The 15,183-nt window shown below is 69.4% G+C and carries 15 protein-coding genes; 5 read left to right on the forward strand and 10 right to left on the reverse strand.

Features of this window, described 5'->3' with window-relative positions; translation table 11 throughout:
• Window positions 1–6 precede the first annotated feature (6 nt).
• From AB8P05_RS27310 to AB8P05_RS27340, 7 genes are all read right to left on the reverse strand, one after another.
• Window positions 7–351, reverse strand: a complete 345-nt coding sequence (locus AB8P05_RS27310; protein WP_472761227.1) for a gamma-glutamylcyclotransferase family protein — start codon at window positions 349–351, stop codon at window positions 7–9.
• Window positions 344–730, reverse strand: a complete 387-nt coding sequence (locus tag AB8P05_RS27315) for a bleomycin resistance protein (protein WP_472761228.1) — start codon at window positions 728–730, stop codon at window positions 344–346. The genes AB8P05_RS27310 and AB8P05_RS27315 overlap by 8 nt, the downstream gene beginning before the upstream one ends.
• 7 nt (window positions 731–737) lie before the next feature.
• A complete protein-coding gene (locus AB8P05_RS27320; protein ID WP_472761623.1) occupies window positions 738–1,529 on the reverse strand; it encodes a PhzF family phenazine biosynthesis protein in 792 nt (263 codons plus the stop codon).
• Window positions 1,530–1,595: 66 nt separating this feature from the next.
• Window positions 1,596–2,624: a threo-3-hydroxy-L-aspartate ammonia-lyase gene (locus AB8P05_RS27325; RefSeq protein ID WP_472761229.1), complete on the reverse strand. Its 1,029-nt coding sequence runs from the start codon at window positions 2,622–2,624 to the stop codon at window positions 1,596–1,598.
• A 35-nt stretch (window positions 2,625–2,659) separates the two neighbouring features.
• Window positions 2,660–3,094 (reverse strand): GNAT family N-acetyltransferase, encoded by a 435-nt coding sequence (locus AB8P05_RS27330; RefSeq protein WP_472761230.1) that lies wholly within the window; start codon window positions 3,092–3,094, stop codon window positions 2,660–2,662.
• Window positions 3,095–3,098: 4 nt separating this feature from the next.
• Entirely contained in the window at window positions 3,099–3,350 is a 252-nt protein-coding gene (locus AB8P05_RS27335; protein ID WP_472761231.1) for a DUF1127 domain-containing protein, read from the reverse strand.
• Between the two features lie 302 nt (window positions 3,351–3,652).
• Window positions 3,653–5,077 carry an MFS transporter gene (locus tag AB8P05_RS27340; RefSeq protein ID WP_472761232.1) on the reverse strand — a complete coding sequence of 475 codons (1,425 nt, stop codon included), beginning with the start codon at window positions 5,075–5,077 and terminating at the stop codon, window positions 3,653–3,655.
• Between the two features lie 144 nt (window positions 5,078–5,221).
• Here AB8P05_RS27340 and AB8P05_RS27345 point away from each other — a divergent pair, with 144 nt between their 5' ends.
• Window positions 5,222–6,142, forward strand: coding sequence for a LysR family transcriptional regulator (locus tag AB8P05_RS27345; RefSeq protein WP_472761233.1), 921 nt, complete (start codon window positions 5,222–5,224; stop codon window positions 6,140–6,142).
• 86 nt (window positions 6,143–6,228) lie between these two features.
• Window positions 6,229–7,287: an L-glyceraldehyde 3-phosphate reductase gene (gene mgrA, locus AB8P05_RS27350; protein ID WP_472761234.1), complete on the forward strand. Its 1,059-nt coding sequence runs from the start codon at window positions 6,229–6,231 to the stop codon at window positions 7,285–7,287.
• Between the two features lie 61 nt (window positions 7,288–7,348).
• Here the strand turns inward: mgrA and AB8P05_RS27355 are convergent, their stop codons facing one another.
• The 3 genes from AB8P05_RS27355 to AB8P05_RS27365 all read right to left on the reverse strand — a co-directional run bounded on the left by AB8P05_RS27355 (window position 7,349) and on the right by AB8P05_RS27365 (window position 11,118).
• Window positions 7,349–8,458, reverse strand: a complete 1,110-nt coding sequence (locus AB8P05_RS27355; RefSeq protein ID WP_472761235.1) for an NADH:flavin oxidoreductase/NADH oxidase — start codon at window positions 8,456–8,458, stop codon at window positions 7,349–7,351.
• Window positions 8,459–8,552: 94 nt separating this feature from the next.
• Window positions 8,553–9,965 carry a M20/M25/M40 family metallo-hydrolase gene (locus AB8P05_RS27360; RefSeq protein WP_472761236.1) on the reverse strand — a complete coding sequence of 471 codons (1,413 nt, stop codon included), beginning with the start codon at window positions 9,963–9,965 and terminating at the stop codon, window positions 8,553–8,555.
• Window positions 9,966–10,032: 67 nt separating this feature from the next.
• The gene (locus tag AB8P05_RS27365; protein ID WP_472761237.1) at window positions 10,033–11,118 is read right to left on the reverse strand and encodes a ParA family protein; all 1,086 of its coding nucleotides are present in this window, start codon (window positions 11,116–11,118) and stop codon (window positions 10,033–10,035) included.
• A gap of 252 nt (window positions 11,119–11,370) precedes the next feature.
• Between AB8P05_RS27365 and AB8P05_RS27370 the strand changes: the two genes are divergently transcribed.
• From AB8P05_RS27370 to mmsB, 3 genes are all read left to right on the forward strand, one after another.
• Window positions 11,371–12,870 carry a CoA-acylating methylmalonate-semialdehyde dehydrogenase gene (locus AB8P05_RS27370; RefSeq protein WP_472761238.1) on the forward strand — a complete coding sequence of 500 codons (1,500 nt, stop codon included), beginning with the start codon at window positions 11,371–11,373 and terminating at the stop codon, window positions 12,868–12,870.
• Window positions 12,871–12,949: 79 nt separating this feature from the next.
• Window positions 12,950–14,095, forward strand: coding sequence for an isobutyryl-CoA dehydrogenase (locus AB8P05_RS27375; protein ID WP_472761239.1), 1,146 nt, complete (start codon window positions 12,950–12,952; stop codon window positions 14,093–14,095).
• Between the two features lie 196 nt (window positions 14,096–14,291).
• Window positions 14,292–15,182, forward strand: coding sequence for a 3-hydroxyisobutyrate dehydrogenase (gene mmsB / locus AB8P05_RS27380; protein WP_472761240.1), 891 nt, complete (start codon window positions 14,292–14,294; stop codon window positions 15,180–15,182).
• Window position 15,183: the final 1 nt, after the last annotated feature.

Below are 15,183 nucleotides of genomic sequence, written 5' to 3' on the forward strand. Positions count from 1 at the left end.
AGCCCCTTACGCCTTCACATACACCCAGGCTTCCGCCCCCGATTTCAGCCGGACCATGACGCGCCGGTAATCGGCGACCTCGTAGGAATCGGCGGCCGCCAGCTCCGCCGCGGTGATCTCGAACAGGGTGCCGGCGACCTCGTCGGCCGGATCGCCGCTTTCGCTGACCACGGGGTGGAAGCGCTTGCCGCTGGTGCGGATCACCTCCGGGTCGGTGATCTCCAGCATATCGCAACGGTATCCCGGCATGGCGTCCGCCCGCCCGGCAAGCAACCGGCCGAAGGACGCCAGCTGCACATTCTCCTGCTGCAGGGTGCCGTAGGAGAACAGAAGGACCTTATCGTCAGCCATCGACATCCCTCCTTGCCTCGGCACCGACCCGCAGCAGGTTGCCGTCCGGGTCGATGTGGGCGAACTCGCGCAGGCCATAGGGCGTCTCGGACACCGCCGTCAGCCGGCCGCCCACCCCGGCGGCCTGCCACGCCGCATGCAGCGCGTCGGCATCGCTGACATAGAGATAGCAGGCGACGACCGAGCGTTCCGGGTCCAGGTCGGGAACCCGCGCCAGATGCAGGCTCACCCCACCCCAATCGAGGAACCCATAGACGGGATCCTCGGCGGCCTCATCGTAAGCCGTCACCTTGAAGCCGAGGCTCCAGTAGTGGGCGAGTGCCGCCCGCACATCCCGCACCGGCAGGATCGGCGCCACCCGCTCGAACCGAACGGTCATTGCATCCTCACAACCGGATCGAGCCTTCGAGATACAGCACCGCCTGCCCGCCGATCTTCACCCGGTCGCCGGCCAGCTCGCACAGCAGGTCGCCGCCGCGGGCCGAGACCTGACGCGCCGTCAGCACGGTCTTGCCCAGCCGCTCCGCCCAATAGGGGGTCAGCATGCAGTGGGTAGAGCCGGTGACCGGATCCTCCGGAATCCCCTGGGCCGGGGCGAACAGGCGCGACACGAAATCGACGCCGCCCTCTCCCGGCGCCGTGACGCAGACGGCGAACAGATCCAGCTTCGACAGCAGCGCCATGTCCGGCGCCAGCGCCCGCACCGCCTCGGCCGACTCGTACACCACCAGATAGTCGCGCCCGCTCAACACCGCCGCCGGAGCCGGGCCGCCCAGCGCCGCCAGCAGGTTGGGGTCGGGGCGCTCCGCCGGACTGGCCGGGCGGCAGGGGAAATCCAGCGTGTAGCGGTCGCCGTCGCGGGTGACCGTCAGCGTGCCGGCCTGCCGGGTGGCGAAATCCATATGGGCGCGGCCGGGCTCCAGGATCGTGGAGATGACGAAGGCGGTCGCCAGCGTGGCATGGCCGCACAGGTCGACCTCCACCGCCGGGGTGAACCAGCGCAGCTCGAAGCCATCTCCTGCACGGATGAAGAAGGCGGTTTCCGCCAGGTTGTTCTCCGCCGCGATGGCCTGCAGCTGCGCGTCGGGCAGCCAGGACTCCAGCGGCACGACCGCCGCCGGATTGCCGGCGAAGACGCGGTCGGTGAAGGCATCGACCTGATAGATGGGCAGGCGCATGGCTTTCCCGGTCATGGTAGGGATTCCTTACGTCTTGGGGGAATTCGATTCGGAGAAAACGGGCGGTCAGCCCGCCTGCACCAGCGAGGCGAAGCGGGCGAGGTCGACGTTGCCGCCGGTGACGACGATGCCGACGCGCTTGCCGCGCACATCCAGCTTGCCGGACAGCACCGCGGCGGCGGCAAGGCAGCCGGTCGGCTCCACCAGCATCTTCATGCGGCTGGCGAAGAAACGCATGGCGTCGACCAGCTGGTCGTCGGTGACGGTGTCGATGTCGTCGACCAGCCGCTGCATCACCGGGAAGGTCAGCTGGCCGACCGCGCGGCTCTGGGCGCCGTCGGCGATGGTCTTCGGCGGTTCGATGCGGACGATGTTGCCGCTGCGCAGGCTCTGCTGGGCGTCGTTGCCGGCCTCCGGCTCGATGCCGATGACGCGGCAGCCGGGGTTCAGCGTCTTCGCCGCCACCGCACAGCCGGCCAGCAGCCCGCCGCCGCTGGTCGGCACGACCAGCAGGTCCAGCGGCGCGCCGCCCCCGGCCAGAACCTCCTCAATCAGTTCCTTGGCGACGGTGCCCTGGCCGGCCATCACATGCGGGTGGTCGAAGGGCGGGACATAGGTACCGCCCCGCTCCTCCAGCACGCGGGCGACGGCGGCGTCGGGCGGCTCGGCATAGCGATCGTACAGCACCACGTCGGCGCCATAGCCGCGGGTCGCCGCCAGCTTGGCCGCCGGGGCGTCCTGCGGCATGACGATGGTCGCCTTCACCCGCAGCATCGACGCCGCCAGCGCGATGGCCTGGGCATGGTTGCCGGACGAATAGGCGACGACCCCGACCGCGCGCTGCAGCGGCGTGAAGCGGGCGATGGCGTTGTAGGCGCCACGGATCTTGAAGGCGCCGGTGCGCTGGAAATTCTCGCACTTGAACAGCAGCTCGCCGCCGGTCAGCGCGTCGGCGGTGCGGCTGGTCAGCACCGGCGTGCGGTGGGCGACGCCGGCGATCCGCTCCGCCGCACCCGCCACGTCGGCGTAGGAGATGGCGAGGCCCGCAGTGTCGATCCTGCTGTCGTCCCCGGTGCTTGTCATCATGTCGGGCATGGCGGCGATACTCCCCCTTGTCCTATTCCTGGGGCTTATTCCAGATCGGTGAACAGAAAGGCCTGATCGTGCCGCTTCAGCCCGGCCTGCTCGTAGAAGCTGACGGCCTTGGGTGCGGACAGCAGCAGGCACATGGTGCCCGGCCCCATCGCGTCGCGGGTGCGGCGCATCAGCTCCTTGCCGATGCCGCGCCCCTGCAGAGCGCGGTCGACGGCGAGATCGGACAGGTAGCAGCAATAGACGAAGTCGGTGATCGACCGGGCGACGCCGACCAGCCGGCCGTCGGCCCTTGCGGTGACGATCAGGCCGGCGTTGCGCAGCATCGCCTCCACCCGCGGGCGGTCGCCCACGGGCCGGCGTTCGGCCAGCCCGGAGCGTTCCAGGACGTCGATGAAATCGTCCGCGGTCAGGTCCGGTTCGACCGCGTACTGGATTTGAACGGATCGCTCCTGAACGGATTGGTCGGCCATCGTCTCATCCCCGCCAGAACGGCTTCGACACTTCCTGCTCCACCTCGGACCGACTGACGCCGATGTCCTTCAGCAGATGGTCGTCGAGCCCCATCAGTGCACGACGTTGTTTGCGCCGTTCCATCGCGGAAAACAACACGTCGAGCAACCGCCAGAGGGGGCGCGAGGCGACACGGGTGACGCGGTCGGCGGCCGGGACGGCGCCCGGGGCTGCCGTGAAAGTGCCGGAACTGCGGGTCACGTCGGTGTGGCGCATCGGATCCTCCATAATCTGGCGCACATCGCTCGAACAATCGAGACAATCAGGATTATGGAGACGTAATCGGCGGGGTCAAATGGAACATTGTCACCATTACATTTCCGATGTCGGATGTATCTTTTCGGCCACAGGCGGGAACGCCTCCCGCCTCGGGCTGGAAAAACCTTGGGATACGAAGGAGTCCACCGCTCCGCTGCGGAATGGTTCGCTCCTTCGGATCGTCTGCATGACAAGCCAGGGCCGGCGTGCTGGATTGTCACGGTCACATTGTCCCATTCGCCGACCACCCGAACAGGCGCCTACCGCTTTGCCGCCATCCGGACGGCGAGGAGGAGCGCCACGGCGATCAGCCCGGCCGCGGCGGCGAAGCTGGTCCGCGTTCCCGCCGCGATGGCATCCGGCGCGGCGGCGGCGACCTCCGCCCCCACTCCCAGCGCGAACACCGCCCCCATCACCGAGGCGCCGGTGACAAGCCCCAGATTGCGCGACAGGTTCAGCACCCCCGACACCACGCCGCGCCGGTCCTTCTCCACATCGGCCATCACCGCCGTGTTGTTGGCGGTCTGGAACAGGGCATAGCCGGCGGTGAGAACGACCAGCGGACCGACATACCCGGCCGCGCCAAGCGCCGCCGGCAGCAGCGCCAGCAGCACGCATCCGACCGCCGCCGCCGCCAGCCCCAGGATCGTCATGCGCGGTGCGCCGAACCGGTCGACGAACCGGCCGGCCGGCACGCCGGTCATCGCCGACACCAGCGGTCCGGCCGACATGGCGATCCCGACCGCCGAGCTTTCCAGCCCCAGGGCGCGGGCGAGGTGGAACGGCCCCACCACCAGCGTCGCCATCAGCACGGTCGCGACCAGCATGCTCATCAGCAGCCGGCCGCACAGCGCCCGGTCGCGCAGCATCCCGATCCGCAGCAGCGGCGCTCCCGTCGCCGTCTCCACGGCCCTTTCCACCGCCAGGAAAAGCGCCATCCCGCCCGCCGCCACCAGCAGCAGCGCCATGTCGACCCAGCCCCGTCCGCCCGTCATCGCCAGCGCGTAAGCCCCCAGCGTCAGGGCGAGGATCGCCATGCCGGGCAGGTCGAATCTCTCCCGCCCGGCCCCATGCGCCGCCTTCACCCTGTCCGCCGGCAGGCAACACCGCACCAGCAGGAAGGCGGCGATTCCCGGCGGCACGGTGACGAGGAAGATCGCCGGCCAGCCGAACGCCCCGATCAGCACACCGCCCAGCGCCGGGCCGAGCGCGGTGCCGACCGCTGACATCGTTCCCATCAGCCCCATGGCCCGGCCGATGCGCGCCCTGGGCACCGTGTCGCCGACGAAGGCGGTGGCGAGCGCCATCATCACCGCCGCCCCCAGTCCCTGCACCGCCCTGGCGGCGACCAGCATCCACAGGCCGGACGCCGCACCCGCCACGGCCGACGCCGCCGTGAACAGGGCGATGCCCGCCAGCAGCAGGCGCCGCCGTCCGACCAGATCCCCCAGCCGCCCCACCCCGACGATCAGCGTGGTGATCGACAGCAGATAGGCCAGCACCACCCATTGCACCTCGCGGAACGGCAGCTCGAAAGCCTGGGCCAGTGCCGGCAGCCCGACATTGGCGATGCTGATGCCCAGCGACGACAGCAGCATCGCCAGCGCCAGCCCGGCCAAGCCCCACCGGGCCGTCCCGCCCGCTGCTTCCGCAGTTTCATCCCCCTGCGCGACCGCCTGCCTCATGACACCCCTCCGTTTCTTCAGGACAGGTGCCAAGCTAGGGCGCGGGCGGACATGGCGGAACGCGCAGCGGTCGCACTGTATTCGTGCATAGGACGCCATATCCCGGCAGCACCGGCCGGCAAAAGCCGTGGTACGATCCGGGGCATGACCGCACCCGACCTGAACATGCTCATCACCCTGGACGCCCTTCTGGCGGAGGGCAGCGTCGCCGGTGCCGCGCGCCGGCTGCGCCTCAGCCCGTCGGCGATGAGCCGGGCGCTGGCGCGGCTGCGGGAGGCGACCGGCGACCCGCTGCTGGTGCGGGCCGGGCGCGGCCTCGTCCCCACGCCGCGCGCGCTCGACCTGCGCGACCGCGTGCGCCATCTGGTGCAGGAGGCGGAGGCGGCGCTGCGCCCGGCCGACACCCTGGACGTCGGCCAGCTAACCCGGACCTTCACCCTGCGGACCAGCGACGGCTTCGTGGAAAGCTACGGCGCCGCCCTGCTGACCCGCGTCGCCGGCGAGGCTCCCAACGTCCGCATCCGCTTCCTGGCGAAGCCGGACAAGGACAGCGGCCCCTTGCGCGACGGCTCGGTCGATCTGGAAACCGGGGTCGTCGTCAAGGACAGCGGCCCCGAACTGCGCACCCAATCCCTGTTCCACGACCGCTTCATCGGCGTCGTCCGCCCCGGCCACCCGCTGACCACGGGCGAGATCACCCCCGCCCGCTTCGCCGCCGGACGGCATGTGCTGGTGTCGCGGCGCGGCGACGACCGCGGGCTGGTGGACGAGGCGCTGGAGCGGCTGGGCCTGCGGCGCAGCGTGGTCGCCACGGTCGGCGGCTTCGGCGCGGCGCTGGCGCTGGTGCGCGGCACCGACCTGATCGTCAGCGTGCCCGAACGGCACAGCGAGGGCCTGCGCGCCGGTCTCCACGGCTTCGCCCTGCCCTTCCCGGCCCCGGAAGTCACCGTCTCGCTGATCTGGCACCCGCGGCTGGACGCCGACCCGGCCCACCGCTGGCTGCGCGACTGCGTCAGGGACGTAACCGCCCTCTCCCGCGGCGGGAACGGGAAGCAACCGCGATAAGCGCATATGACCGGCCGCGCCATTGCGCAGCGTCCCACCGGCGCCCTATGCTGATATATCACTTGGATTCATATCGGGAGAACGCCATGCAGCCGCCCTACCTTGCCGCCGAGAAGCGTTACGAGGGCATGAGCTATCGCCGCACCGGCCGCAGCGGGCTCGACCTGCCGGCCATTTCGCTGGGGCTCTGGCAGAATTTCGGCGGCACGGATGTGTTCGCCACTGGGCGCGCCGTGCTGCGGCGGGCCTTCGACCGCGGCGTCACCCATTTCGACCTCGCCAACAATTACGGCCCGCCGCCGGGCTCGGCGGAGGAGAATTTCGGCCGCATCCTCGCCACCGATTTCCGGCCCTACCGCGACCAGATGGTCATCTCTACCAAGGCCGGCTACGAGATGTGGCCCGGCCCCTACGGCAACTGGGGCTCCCGCAAGTATCTGGTCTCCAGCCTGGACCAGAGCCTGAAGCGGATGGGCCTCGATTACGTCGACATCTTCTATTCGCACCGCGTCGATCCGCGCACCCCGCTGGAGGAGACGATGGGCGCGCTCGACCACATCGTCCGCCAGGGCAAGGCGCTGTATGTCGGCATCTCCTCCTACTCGCCGGAGATGACGCGGCGGGCGGCGGGGATCCTGAAGCAGCTGGGCACTCCCTGCCTGATCCACCAGCCCTCCTACTCCATGCTGAACCGCTGGATCGAGGGCGGGTTGCTGGAGGCGCTGGACGATCTCGGCATGGGCTGCATCGCCTTCTCGCCGATGGCCCAGGGCATGCTGACCAACAAGTATCTGGGCGGGCAGTCGAAAGGTGAAATGCCGTCCGACGCCCGCGCCGCCAAGGGCGGCACCCTGCGGGCGCATTTCCTGTCGCCGGAAAACCTCGAGCGCATCCGCGCGCTGGACGCCATCGCCCAGCGGCGCGGCCAGACGCTGGCACAGATGGCCGTCGCCTGGGTCCTGCGCGACCCGCGCGTGACCTCCGCCCTGATCGGCGCCCGCAACGTGGAGCAGCTCGACAACTCGCTCGACGCGCTGAACAACCTGTCCTTCTCGCCGGAGGAACTGGCGGAGATCGACACCCACGCCGTCGCCGACGCCGGCATCAACCTGTGGAGCGCCTCCTCCTCCGCCGAGGCGGGATGATCCCTGCGAAGGAAAACGGCCTGCGGTATTCCCGCAGGCCGTCCCGTTCACCGCATTCGGCTCACTCTGCCTTATCAGTGGCCCGGTACCGCTCCAGCCAGTGGGCGTAGGGCGCCGGCAGAACCCAGGACGGGCGCTCCACCCCCAGCTCCTTGGCGGCGCGGTAGGGATAATGCGGGTCGGCCAGATGGGCGCGGCCGATCATCACCAGATCCAGCTGCCCGTCGGCAACGGTGCGGTTGGCGATCTTCGGCGCGTCGATGCCCCAGGCCGCCGCCACCGGCAGCTCCGCCTCGCGCCGCACCCGCTCGGCGACCGGGGCCAGGAACGGCGAGCCCCAGGGGATGTTGGCGTCGGGGGTGGAAAAGCCGACGCTGACGTTCAGCAGGTCGAGCCCGCCGGCGCGGAAGTTGCGGGCGAGTTCGATCGACTCGGCCAGCGTCTCCTCGTCGCGCCCGTCATACTCGATCACGCCGAAGCGTGCGGTCAGCGGCAGGTTCTCCGGCCACACCTCGCGCACCGCTGCCAGCGTTTCCAGCAGGAAGCGGCTGCGGCCGGCAAGGTCGCCGCCATACCGGTCGGTGCGCTTGTTGGCGTGGACGGAGAAGAAGCTCTGGCCGAGATAGCCGTGGGCGAAATGCAGCTCCAGCCACTTGAAGCCGGCATCGCGGGCGCGCACGGCGGCGGCCACGAAATCGGCGCGGACGCGGGCGATGTCGTCCAGCGTCATCGCCTTCGGCACCTTCGGCAGATAGGCGCCGAACGGCACGGCCGACGGAGAAATCGTCTCCCAGCCGCGCGGGTCCCCGTCGGCGATGTGGTCGTCGCCTTCCCAGGGGCGGTTGGCGCTGGCCTTGCGGCCGGCATGGCCGATCTGGATGCCGGGAACGGCACCGGCCGCGGCGATGGAGGCGGCGATGCGCGCCATCCCCTCCGCCTGGGTGTCGTTCCACAGGCCGGTGCAGCCCGGCGTGATGCGGCCTTCCGGCGACACCGCCGTCGCCTCGACGATCACCAGACCGGCGCCGCCGCGGGCAAGGCCGGGATAATGGACGAGGTGCCAGTCGTTGATGACGCCGTCGACGGCGCTGTACTGGCACATCGGCGGAACCGCGATGCGGTTGCGCAGGGTGACGTCCTTCAGCGTGAAGGGCGTGAACAGGGCGGACATGCGAATTCCCGTCTCGATCTTGTCGAAGGCGGCAGGGAATCGGCCCTTGGCCTCCCCTGCCGCCGGTCCGGGTGATTTATGTCCCGCCCTGGCTTCAGCCAACCCGCCCGGCCGCCAAACGCCCCAATATTGCCGCATGGCTGCGGATACCGTTGCGCAGGCATTTCAGCTCGAACTTCTCGTTCGGCGAATGGATGCGGTCGTCGTCCAGCCCGAAGCCGACCAGAATGGTGTCCAGCCCCAGATGCTCGCGGAACCAGCCGACGATGGGGATCGACCCGCCGCCGCCGATCAGCACGCCGTCGCGGCCCGTCGCCTCCTTCAGCCCGCCGCGCACCGCCTGCATCCACGGCGTGTCCGTCGGCACCTCGATGCCCGGCGACGAGCTGAAGCGGCGGAAGCTGACCGTGCAGTCGGCCGGCAGCCGTTCCTCGAAGAAGCGTTGGACCGATGCCTCGATGGCCGCCGGGTCCTGGCCGGGCACCAGACGGCAGCTCAGCTTGCAGGACGCCTTGGCCGGGATGACCGTCTTCGATCCCTCGCCGGTGTAGCCGCCCCAGACGCCGTTGATGTCGCAGGTCGGCCGGGTCCAGATGCGTTCCAGCAGGGTCCGCCCCGCCTCGCCATGGCTGCGGGTCAGGCCGAGCGCGCCCAGGAACTGCGCCTCGTCCAGCGGCAGGCCGCGGATCTGCGCCAGCAGCTCGTCCGGCAGCTCGCGCACGCCGTCATAGAAGCCGTCGAAGCGCACCCGCCCGTCGGCGTCGTGGATCTGGCCCAGGATGCCGGCCAGCACATTCAGCGGGTTGGGCACGGCGCCGCCGAACAGGCCGGAATGCAGGTCGTGGCTCGGGCCGGTGACGGTGGCTTCCAGATAGAGCAGGCCGCGCAGCCGCGTGGTGATCGCCGGGGTGTCGACGTCCCAGGCGTTGGTGTCGGTGACGAGGCAGAAGTCGGCCTGCAGTTCCGCCGCATGCTCCTTCAGGAAGCGCGGCAGCGACGGGCTGCCGGTCTCCTCCTCGCCCTCCAGCAGCACGGTGGCGCGGATGGGGATGGAGCCGTGGACGGCATGCCAGGCCTCGAAGGCTTCCATGAAGGTCATGGTCTGGCCCTTGTCGTCGGCGGCCCCGCGGGCGACGACGCGGCGCCCCCGCTCGGCCTCGACGATCACCGGGTCGAAGGGCGGGCTGTTCCACAGCTCCATCGGATCGGCGGGCTGCACGTCGTAATGGCCGTAATAGAGCACATGCGGCGTCTCCACCCCCTCCGGCCCCGGCCCTGGTCCCGGATGATGGGCGACCAGGATGGGATGGCCGGGAGTGTCGTGGATGGTGACGGCGAAGCCCATCGCCGCCAGCCTGTCGGAGCACCATCGCGCGGCGCGGCGGACCTCGCCGGCATAGGCGGGATCGGTGCTGACCGAGGGAATGCGCAGCAGCTCGCAGAGCCGGCCGACCGACTCCTCGAAGGACTCGTCCACCTTGCGCAGAACGGCATCGACAGGAAGCATGATGGTCTCTTGTTGTTGATTGTAGACGCGTGCGAGTGCCCTCTCCCGCCCCGGGAGAGGGAAAATCCTACCCCCCAAGACCCGCCAGCAGCTTGCCCAAAACCGGCTGCCCCACGACCGCGCCGAGCGCGAAGCCGGCGATCAGGCCGATCACCAGCCCGATGACCCCGGCCCCCATCCCGCCGCGCCCGGACTGCGCGCGCTCCGCCTGCCGGGCGCCGTTGCCGCCGCCGCTCGGCTCGTCCGCCTCGTCGATGGAGGACGCCCGGCGCGCGCTGTAGGAGGTGTCGGTCGCCTCGTGCCAGGAACGGATGCGCTCCAGCGCCGGCTTCAGCTGCGCGTCGTCGGGTGCTTTGCCGCGGCCGTGGATAATCTCCCAGCCCAGTGCCGCGAAGCGGGCGGTGGTCCGCCCCTCCGGCGTGAAGATCGCCGCCGGCATGCGGCGGTAGGTGGCCTTCACCACATCCACGTCATAGGGGAAGGCGGTGCGGAACATCAGGTCGGGGAACTCGCTGCGAAGCTGGTTCAGCGATTCGCGCCCGACCTCGTCGTTGGTGATCGACAGCATCAGGATGCCGGCCAGCGTCAGGTTGGGGTTCAGCCCGTTCTGGATATGCTCAACCACCTGCAGGGTGCGCCGCAGCCCGTCCAGGGCGTAGCGGCCGGGGAACACCGGCACCACCAGCCGGTCGGACGCCGCCAGCGCCCCGGCGGCCAGATGGCCGAGAGCCGGCGGGCAGTCGATGACGACATAGTCCGGCGGGTTGCGCGAGAAATGCAGCGCCTTGCGCAGGCCGCGCTGCGAGCCGCCGCGGCTGTCCAGCGCATGTTCCAGCGAATAGAGCTTGCGCGCGCCGACGATCATCGACAGCCCGTCGAAGGCGGTCGGGGTGATGGCGTCCTCGACGAAGGTCTCCTGCCGCAGCAGGTCGTTGATGCCGACCTTGGCCTTGTCGCGCAGCAGGAAGTTGCTGGTGGCGCTGCTCTGCGGATCGAAATCGATCAGGACGACGCTCTTGCCCAGGGCCGCCAGCGCAAGCGCGAGGTTCACCGACGTGGTCGTCTTACCGACGCCGCCCTTCTGGTTGTACACCGACAAAATGGTCGGCTGACGGGTCTCCGGCGTGTCGAAGACGTCTTCGTGACTGGTCATGTCCATTCCGCTTCGCCGTTTCTGCGGCAATCTTCCCCCGGCCCGGCTTCCCGGCCCCGGACGCGCGGGCGCACTATAAGCGGTGGGGTCGCAACTCTCCACACACCTTTGGGGACAGGCGCGGCAGGCGCCAGACCGGCGCAGGCGCCCCCTTGCCGCATTCCTGCACAACCGATGCGCAAAGTTTCGGGTCGCCCCGAGAGGCCGCTCAGGTCCACATGGTGACAAACAATCCCGTGGGAGGACAATAGGATGACCACCGAACTTCAGCACCTGATCGGCGGCAAGCTGGTTTCCGGAACGTCGGGGCGGTTCGCCGACGTCTACTCCCCGATGACCGGCGAGGTGCGCGCCCGCGTGCCGCTGGCGAGCGTGGAGGAGATGCGCGCCGCGGTGGAGAACGCCAAGGAGGCGCAGCGCGGCTGGGCCGCCACCAACCCGCAGCGCCGCGCCCGCGTGCTGATGCGCTTCCTCGACCTCGTCCAGCGCGACTATGACGAGCTGGCGCTGCTGCTGTCGCTGGAGCATGGCAAGACCATCGTCGACGCCAAGGGCGACATCCAGCGCGGTCTTGAGGTGGTGGAGTTCGCCTGCGGCATCCCGCACCTGCTGAAGGGCGAGTTCACCGACGGCGCCGGTCCCGGCATCGACATCTATTCGATGCGCCAGCCTCTGGGCGTCGTCGCCGGCATCACGCCGTTCAACTTCCCCGCCATGATCCCGATGTGGAAGTTCGCCCCGGCCATCGCCTGCGGCAACGCCTTCATCCTGAAGCCGTCGGAGCGCACGCCGGGCGTGCCGGTCAAGCTGGCCGAGCTGATGCTGGAGGCCGGCCTGCCGGCGGGCGTCCTCAACGTCGTCCACGGCGACAAGGTGGCGGTGGACGCCATCCTGGACGACCGCGACATCAAGGCGGTGGGCTTCGTCGGCTCCACCCCGATCGCCGAATACATCTACAACCGCGGCTGTGCTGCCGGTAAGCGCGTGCAGTGCTTCGGCGGCGCCAAGAACCATGCGCTGGTGATGCCCGACGCCGACCTCGACCAGGCGACCGACGCGCTGATCGGCGCCGGCTATGGTGCCGCGGGCGAGCGCTGCATGGCGATCTCCGTCGTCGTGCCGGTGGGGAAGAAGACCGCCGACGCCCTGATGGAGCGGCTGATCCCGCGGGTGGAAAGCCTGAAGGTCGGCCCGTCCACCGACAGCAGCGCCGATTTCGGCCCGCTGGTGACGCGCGAGCATCTGGAGCGCGTGAAGTCCTACGTCGATATCGGCGTCAAGGAAGGCGCGAAGCTGGCGGTCGACGGCCGCGAGTTCAAGATGCAGGGCTACGAGAACGGCTTCTACATGGGCGGCTGCCTGTTCGACGAGGTGAAGCCGGACATGCGCATCTACAAGGAGGAGATCTTCGGCCCGGTCCTCTCCGTCGTCCGTGCCGACTCCTATGAGGAGGCGCTGGCCCTGCCGAACGACCATGAGTACGGCAACGGTGTGGCCATCTTCACCCGCGACGGCGACGCCGCCCGCGACTTCGCGTCCCGCGTCGATGTCGGCATGGTCGGCATCAACGTTCCGATCCCGGTTCCGCTCGCCTACTACACCTTCGGCGGCTGGAAGCGCTCGGGCTTCGGCGACCTGAACCAGCACGGCCCCGACGCGGTGCGCTTCTACACCAAGACCAAGACCGTCACCTCCCGCTGGCCCTCGGGCGTCAAGGAAGGCGCCAGCTTCGTCATTCCGACCATGGAGTGATGGGTTAACATATCCCCCATCCCCGGGCGCGAGCTTCGCTCGCGCCCGGGGATGGGGGTGATTTGGAGGAAGGTGACGCATGTCCTTTGATCTGACCGAAGACCAGGTCGCCATCCGCGACATGGCGCTGTCCTTCGCCCGCGACGAGTTGGCGCCGAACGCCGTCGAGTGGGACCAGAAGAAGCATTTCCCCGTCGACACGCTGCGCGCCGCCGGCGAACTCGGCATGGGCGGCATCTATGTGTCGGAGGACCATGGCGGCTCGGCCTTGAGCCGCTTCGATGCCGTGGTGATCTTCGAGGCGCTGAGCCAGGGCTGCCCGACCATCGCCTCCTACATCTCCATCCACAACATGGTGGCGGGGATGGTGGACAATTTCGGCAATGCCGAGCAGAAGGCCCATTGGCTGCCCAAGCTCTGCACCATGGAATGGCTCGCCAGCTATTGCCTGACCGAGGCCAACGCCGGTTCCGACGCCGCGGCCTTGCGTACCAGGGCGGTGCGCGACGGCGACAGCTACATCCTGAACGGCGCCAAGCAGTTCATTTCCGGCGCCGGCAGCTCCGACCTCTACCTCGTCATGGCCCGCACCGGCGAGGACGGCCCCGGCGGCATCAGCGCCTTCCTGGTGCCCAAGGACACCCCCGGCCTGTCCTTCGGCGCCAACGAGCACAAGATGGGCTGGAACGCCCAGCCGACCCGCGCCGTCATCATGGAGGACGCCCGCATCCCCGCATCCGCCCTGCTGGGCCAGGAGGGGATGGGCTTCAAGTTCGCCATGAAGGGTCTGGACGGCGGCCGCATCAACATCGCCGCCTGCTCCATCGGCGGCGCCCAGGCGGCGCTCGACAAGGCGCTGACCTACATGAGCGAGCGCAAGGCCTTCGGCCAGTCGCTCGACCGCTTCCAGGCGCTGCAGTTCCGCATCGCCGACATGGCGACGGAGCTTGAGGCCGCCCGCACCTTCGTCCACCGCGCCGCCTCGGCGCTCGATGCGAAGAGCAAGGATGCGACGCGCCTCTGCGCCATGGCGAAGCGCTTTGCCACCGACACCGGCTTCGAGGTGGCGAACAACGCGCTCCAGCTGTTCGGCGGCTACGGCTATCTGGCGGACTATGGCGTGGAGAAGATCGTCCGCGACCTGCGGGTGCACCAGATCCTGGAAGGCACCAACGAGATCATGCGCCTGATCGTCTCGCGCAGCGAGATCGGGCGGATGGCGTAACGACGCTTGTTTCCCTCTCCCGCCCCGGGAGAGGGAAGGGGCCCATGCGGAGCATGGGAAGGGTGAGGGGCAGCGCGAGAATCCTGAACCGCATGGTTTCTTGTGCTCCCCCTCACCCTCCCCGCCTCCGGCGGGTCCCCTCCCTCCCGGGGCGGGAGAGGGCGATATAAAAACCAAAGCAACGGGAGACGCGACGATGGCGGTGATCGGTTTCATCGGATTGGGCAACATGGGCGGCCCGATGGCCGCGAACCTCGTGAAGGCGGGGCATCAGGTGGTGGGCTACGACCTGTCCACCGCCGCGATCGACGCGGCCAAGGCGGCCGGCGTCACCATCGGCGAGTCCCCGGCGGCAATCGCCGCCGCGGCGGAAGTGGTCATCACCATGCTGCCGGGCAGCAAGCATGTTCTGGGCGTCTATGACGGCGACAAGGGCATCGTCGCGGTGGCCCGGCCGGGCACGCTGCTGATCGACTGCTCTACCATCGACGTCGACTCCGCCCGCAAGGCGCATGCGCTGGCCGCGGCCAAGGGTGCGGCCTCGCTCGACGCGCCGGTTTCGGGTGGCGTCGGCGGTGCGGCGGCCGGCACGCTCACCTTCATGGCCGGCGGCGAGGCCGACGCCTTCGAGCGCGCCCGCCCGATCCTGGAGGCCATGGGCAAGAAGATCGTCCATTGCGGCGGGGCCGGGGCCGGTCAGGCGGCGAAGATCTGCAACAACATGCTCCTCGGCATCTCGATGATCGGCGTCTGCGAAGCCTTCGTCCTGGCGGAGAAGCTCGGCCTGTCGCATCAGGCGCTGTTCGACGTGTCCTCCACCTCGTCGGGCCAGTGCTGGTCGCTGACCAGCTATTGCCCGGTCCCCGGCCCGGTCCCGACCAGCCCGGCCAACCGCGATTACCAGCCCGGTTTCGCGGCGGCGCTGATGCTGAAGGACCTGAAGCTGGCCCAGGAAGCGGCGCAGAGCGCCGGCGCCCCCACCCCGCTGGGTGCGGCGGCCGCACAGCTCTACGCCATGATGAACGCGCAAGGCGAAGGCGGCACCGACTTCTCCGGCATCATCCGCATGCTGCGCGGCGAAGGGTAAA

The sequence above is a fragment of the Azospirillum sp. VT-I1 genome (assembly GCF_055698305.1).

Excerpts from the sequence above, each read along its gene's own strand:
- AB8P05_RS27340 (WP_472761232.1), bottom strand. The coding sequence starts at position 5,077 with ATGAGGCAGGCGGTCGCGCAGGGGGATGAAACTGCGGAAGCAGCGGGC.
- AB8P05_RS27310 (WP_472761227.1), bottom strand. The coding sequence starts at position 351 with ATGGCTGACGATAAGGTCCTTCTGTTCTCCTACGGCACCCTGCAGCAG.
- AB8P05_RS27345 (WP_472761233.1), top strand. The coding sequence starts at position 5,222 with ATGACCGCACCCGACCTGAACATGCTCATCACCCTGGACGCCCTTCTG.
- AB8P05_RS27360 (WP_472761236.1), bottom strand. The coding sequence starts at position 9,965 with ATGCTTCCTGTCGATGCCGTTCTGCGCAAGGTGGACGAGTCCTTCGAG.
- mgrA (WP_472761234.1), top strand. The coding sequence starts at position 6,229 with ATGCAGCCGCCCTACCTTGCCGCCGAGAAGCGTTACGAGGGCATGAGC.
- AB8P05_RS27370 (WP_472761238.1), top strand. The coding sequence starts at position 11,371 with ATGACCACCGAACTTCAGCACCTGATCGGCGGCAAGCTGGTTTCCGGA.
- AB8P05_RS27335 (WP_472761231.1), bottom strand. The coding sequence starts at position 3,350 with ATGCGCCACACCGACGTGACCCGCAGTTCCGGCACTTTCACGGCAGCC.
- AB8P05_RS27330 (WP_472761230.1), bottom strand. The coding sequence starts at position 3,094 with ATGGCCGACCAATCCGTTCAGGAGCGATCCGTTCAAATCCAGTACGCG.
- mmsB (WP_472761240.1), top strand. The coding sequence starts at position 14,292 with ATGGCGGTGATCGGTTTCATCGGATTGGGCAACATGGGCGGCCCGATG.
- AB8P05_RS27365 (WP_472761237.1), bottom strand. The coding sequence starts at position 11,118 with ATGACCAGTCACGAAGACGTCTTCGACACGCCGGAGACCCGTCAGCCG.
- AB8P05_RS27315 (WP_472761228.1), bottom strand. The coding sequence starts at position 730 with ATGACCGTTCGGTTCGAGCGGGTGGCGCCGATCCTGCCGGTGCGGGAT.
- AB8P05_RS27355 (WP_472761235.1), bottom strand. The coding sequence starts at position 8,458 with ATGTCCGCCCTGTTCACGCCCTTCACGCTGAAGGACGTCACCCTGCGC.
- AB8P05_RS27320 (WP_472761623.1), bottom strand. The coding sequence starts at position 1,529 with ATGCGCCTGCCCATCTATCAGGTCGATGCCTTCACCGACCGCGTCTTC.
- AB8P05_RS27375 (WP_472761239.1), top strand. The coding sequence starts at position 12,950 with ATGTCCTTTGATCTGACCGAAGACCAGGTCGCCATCCGCGACATGGCG.
- AB8P05_RS27325 (WP_472761229.1), bottom strand. The coding sequence starts at position 2,624 with ATGCCCGACATGATGACAAGCACCGGGGACGACAGCAGGATCGACACT.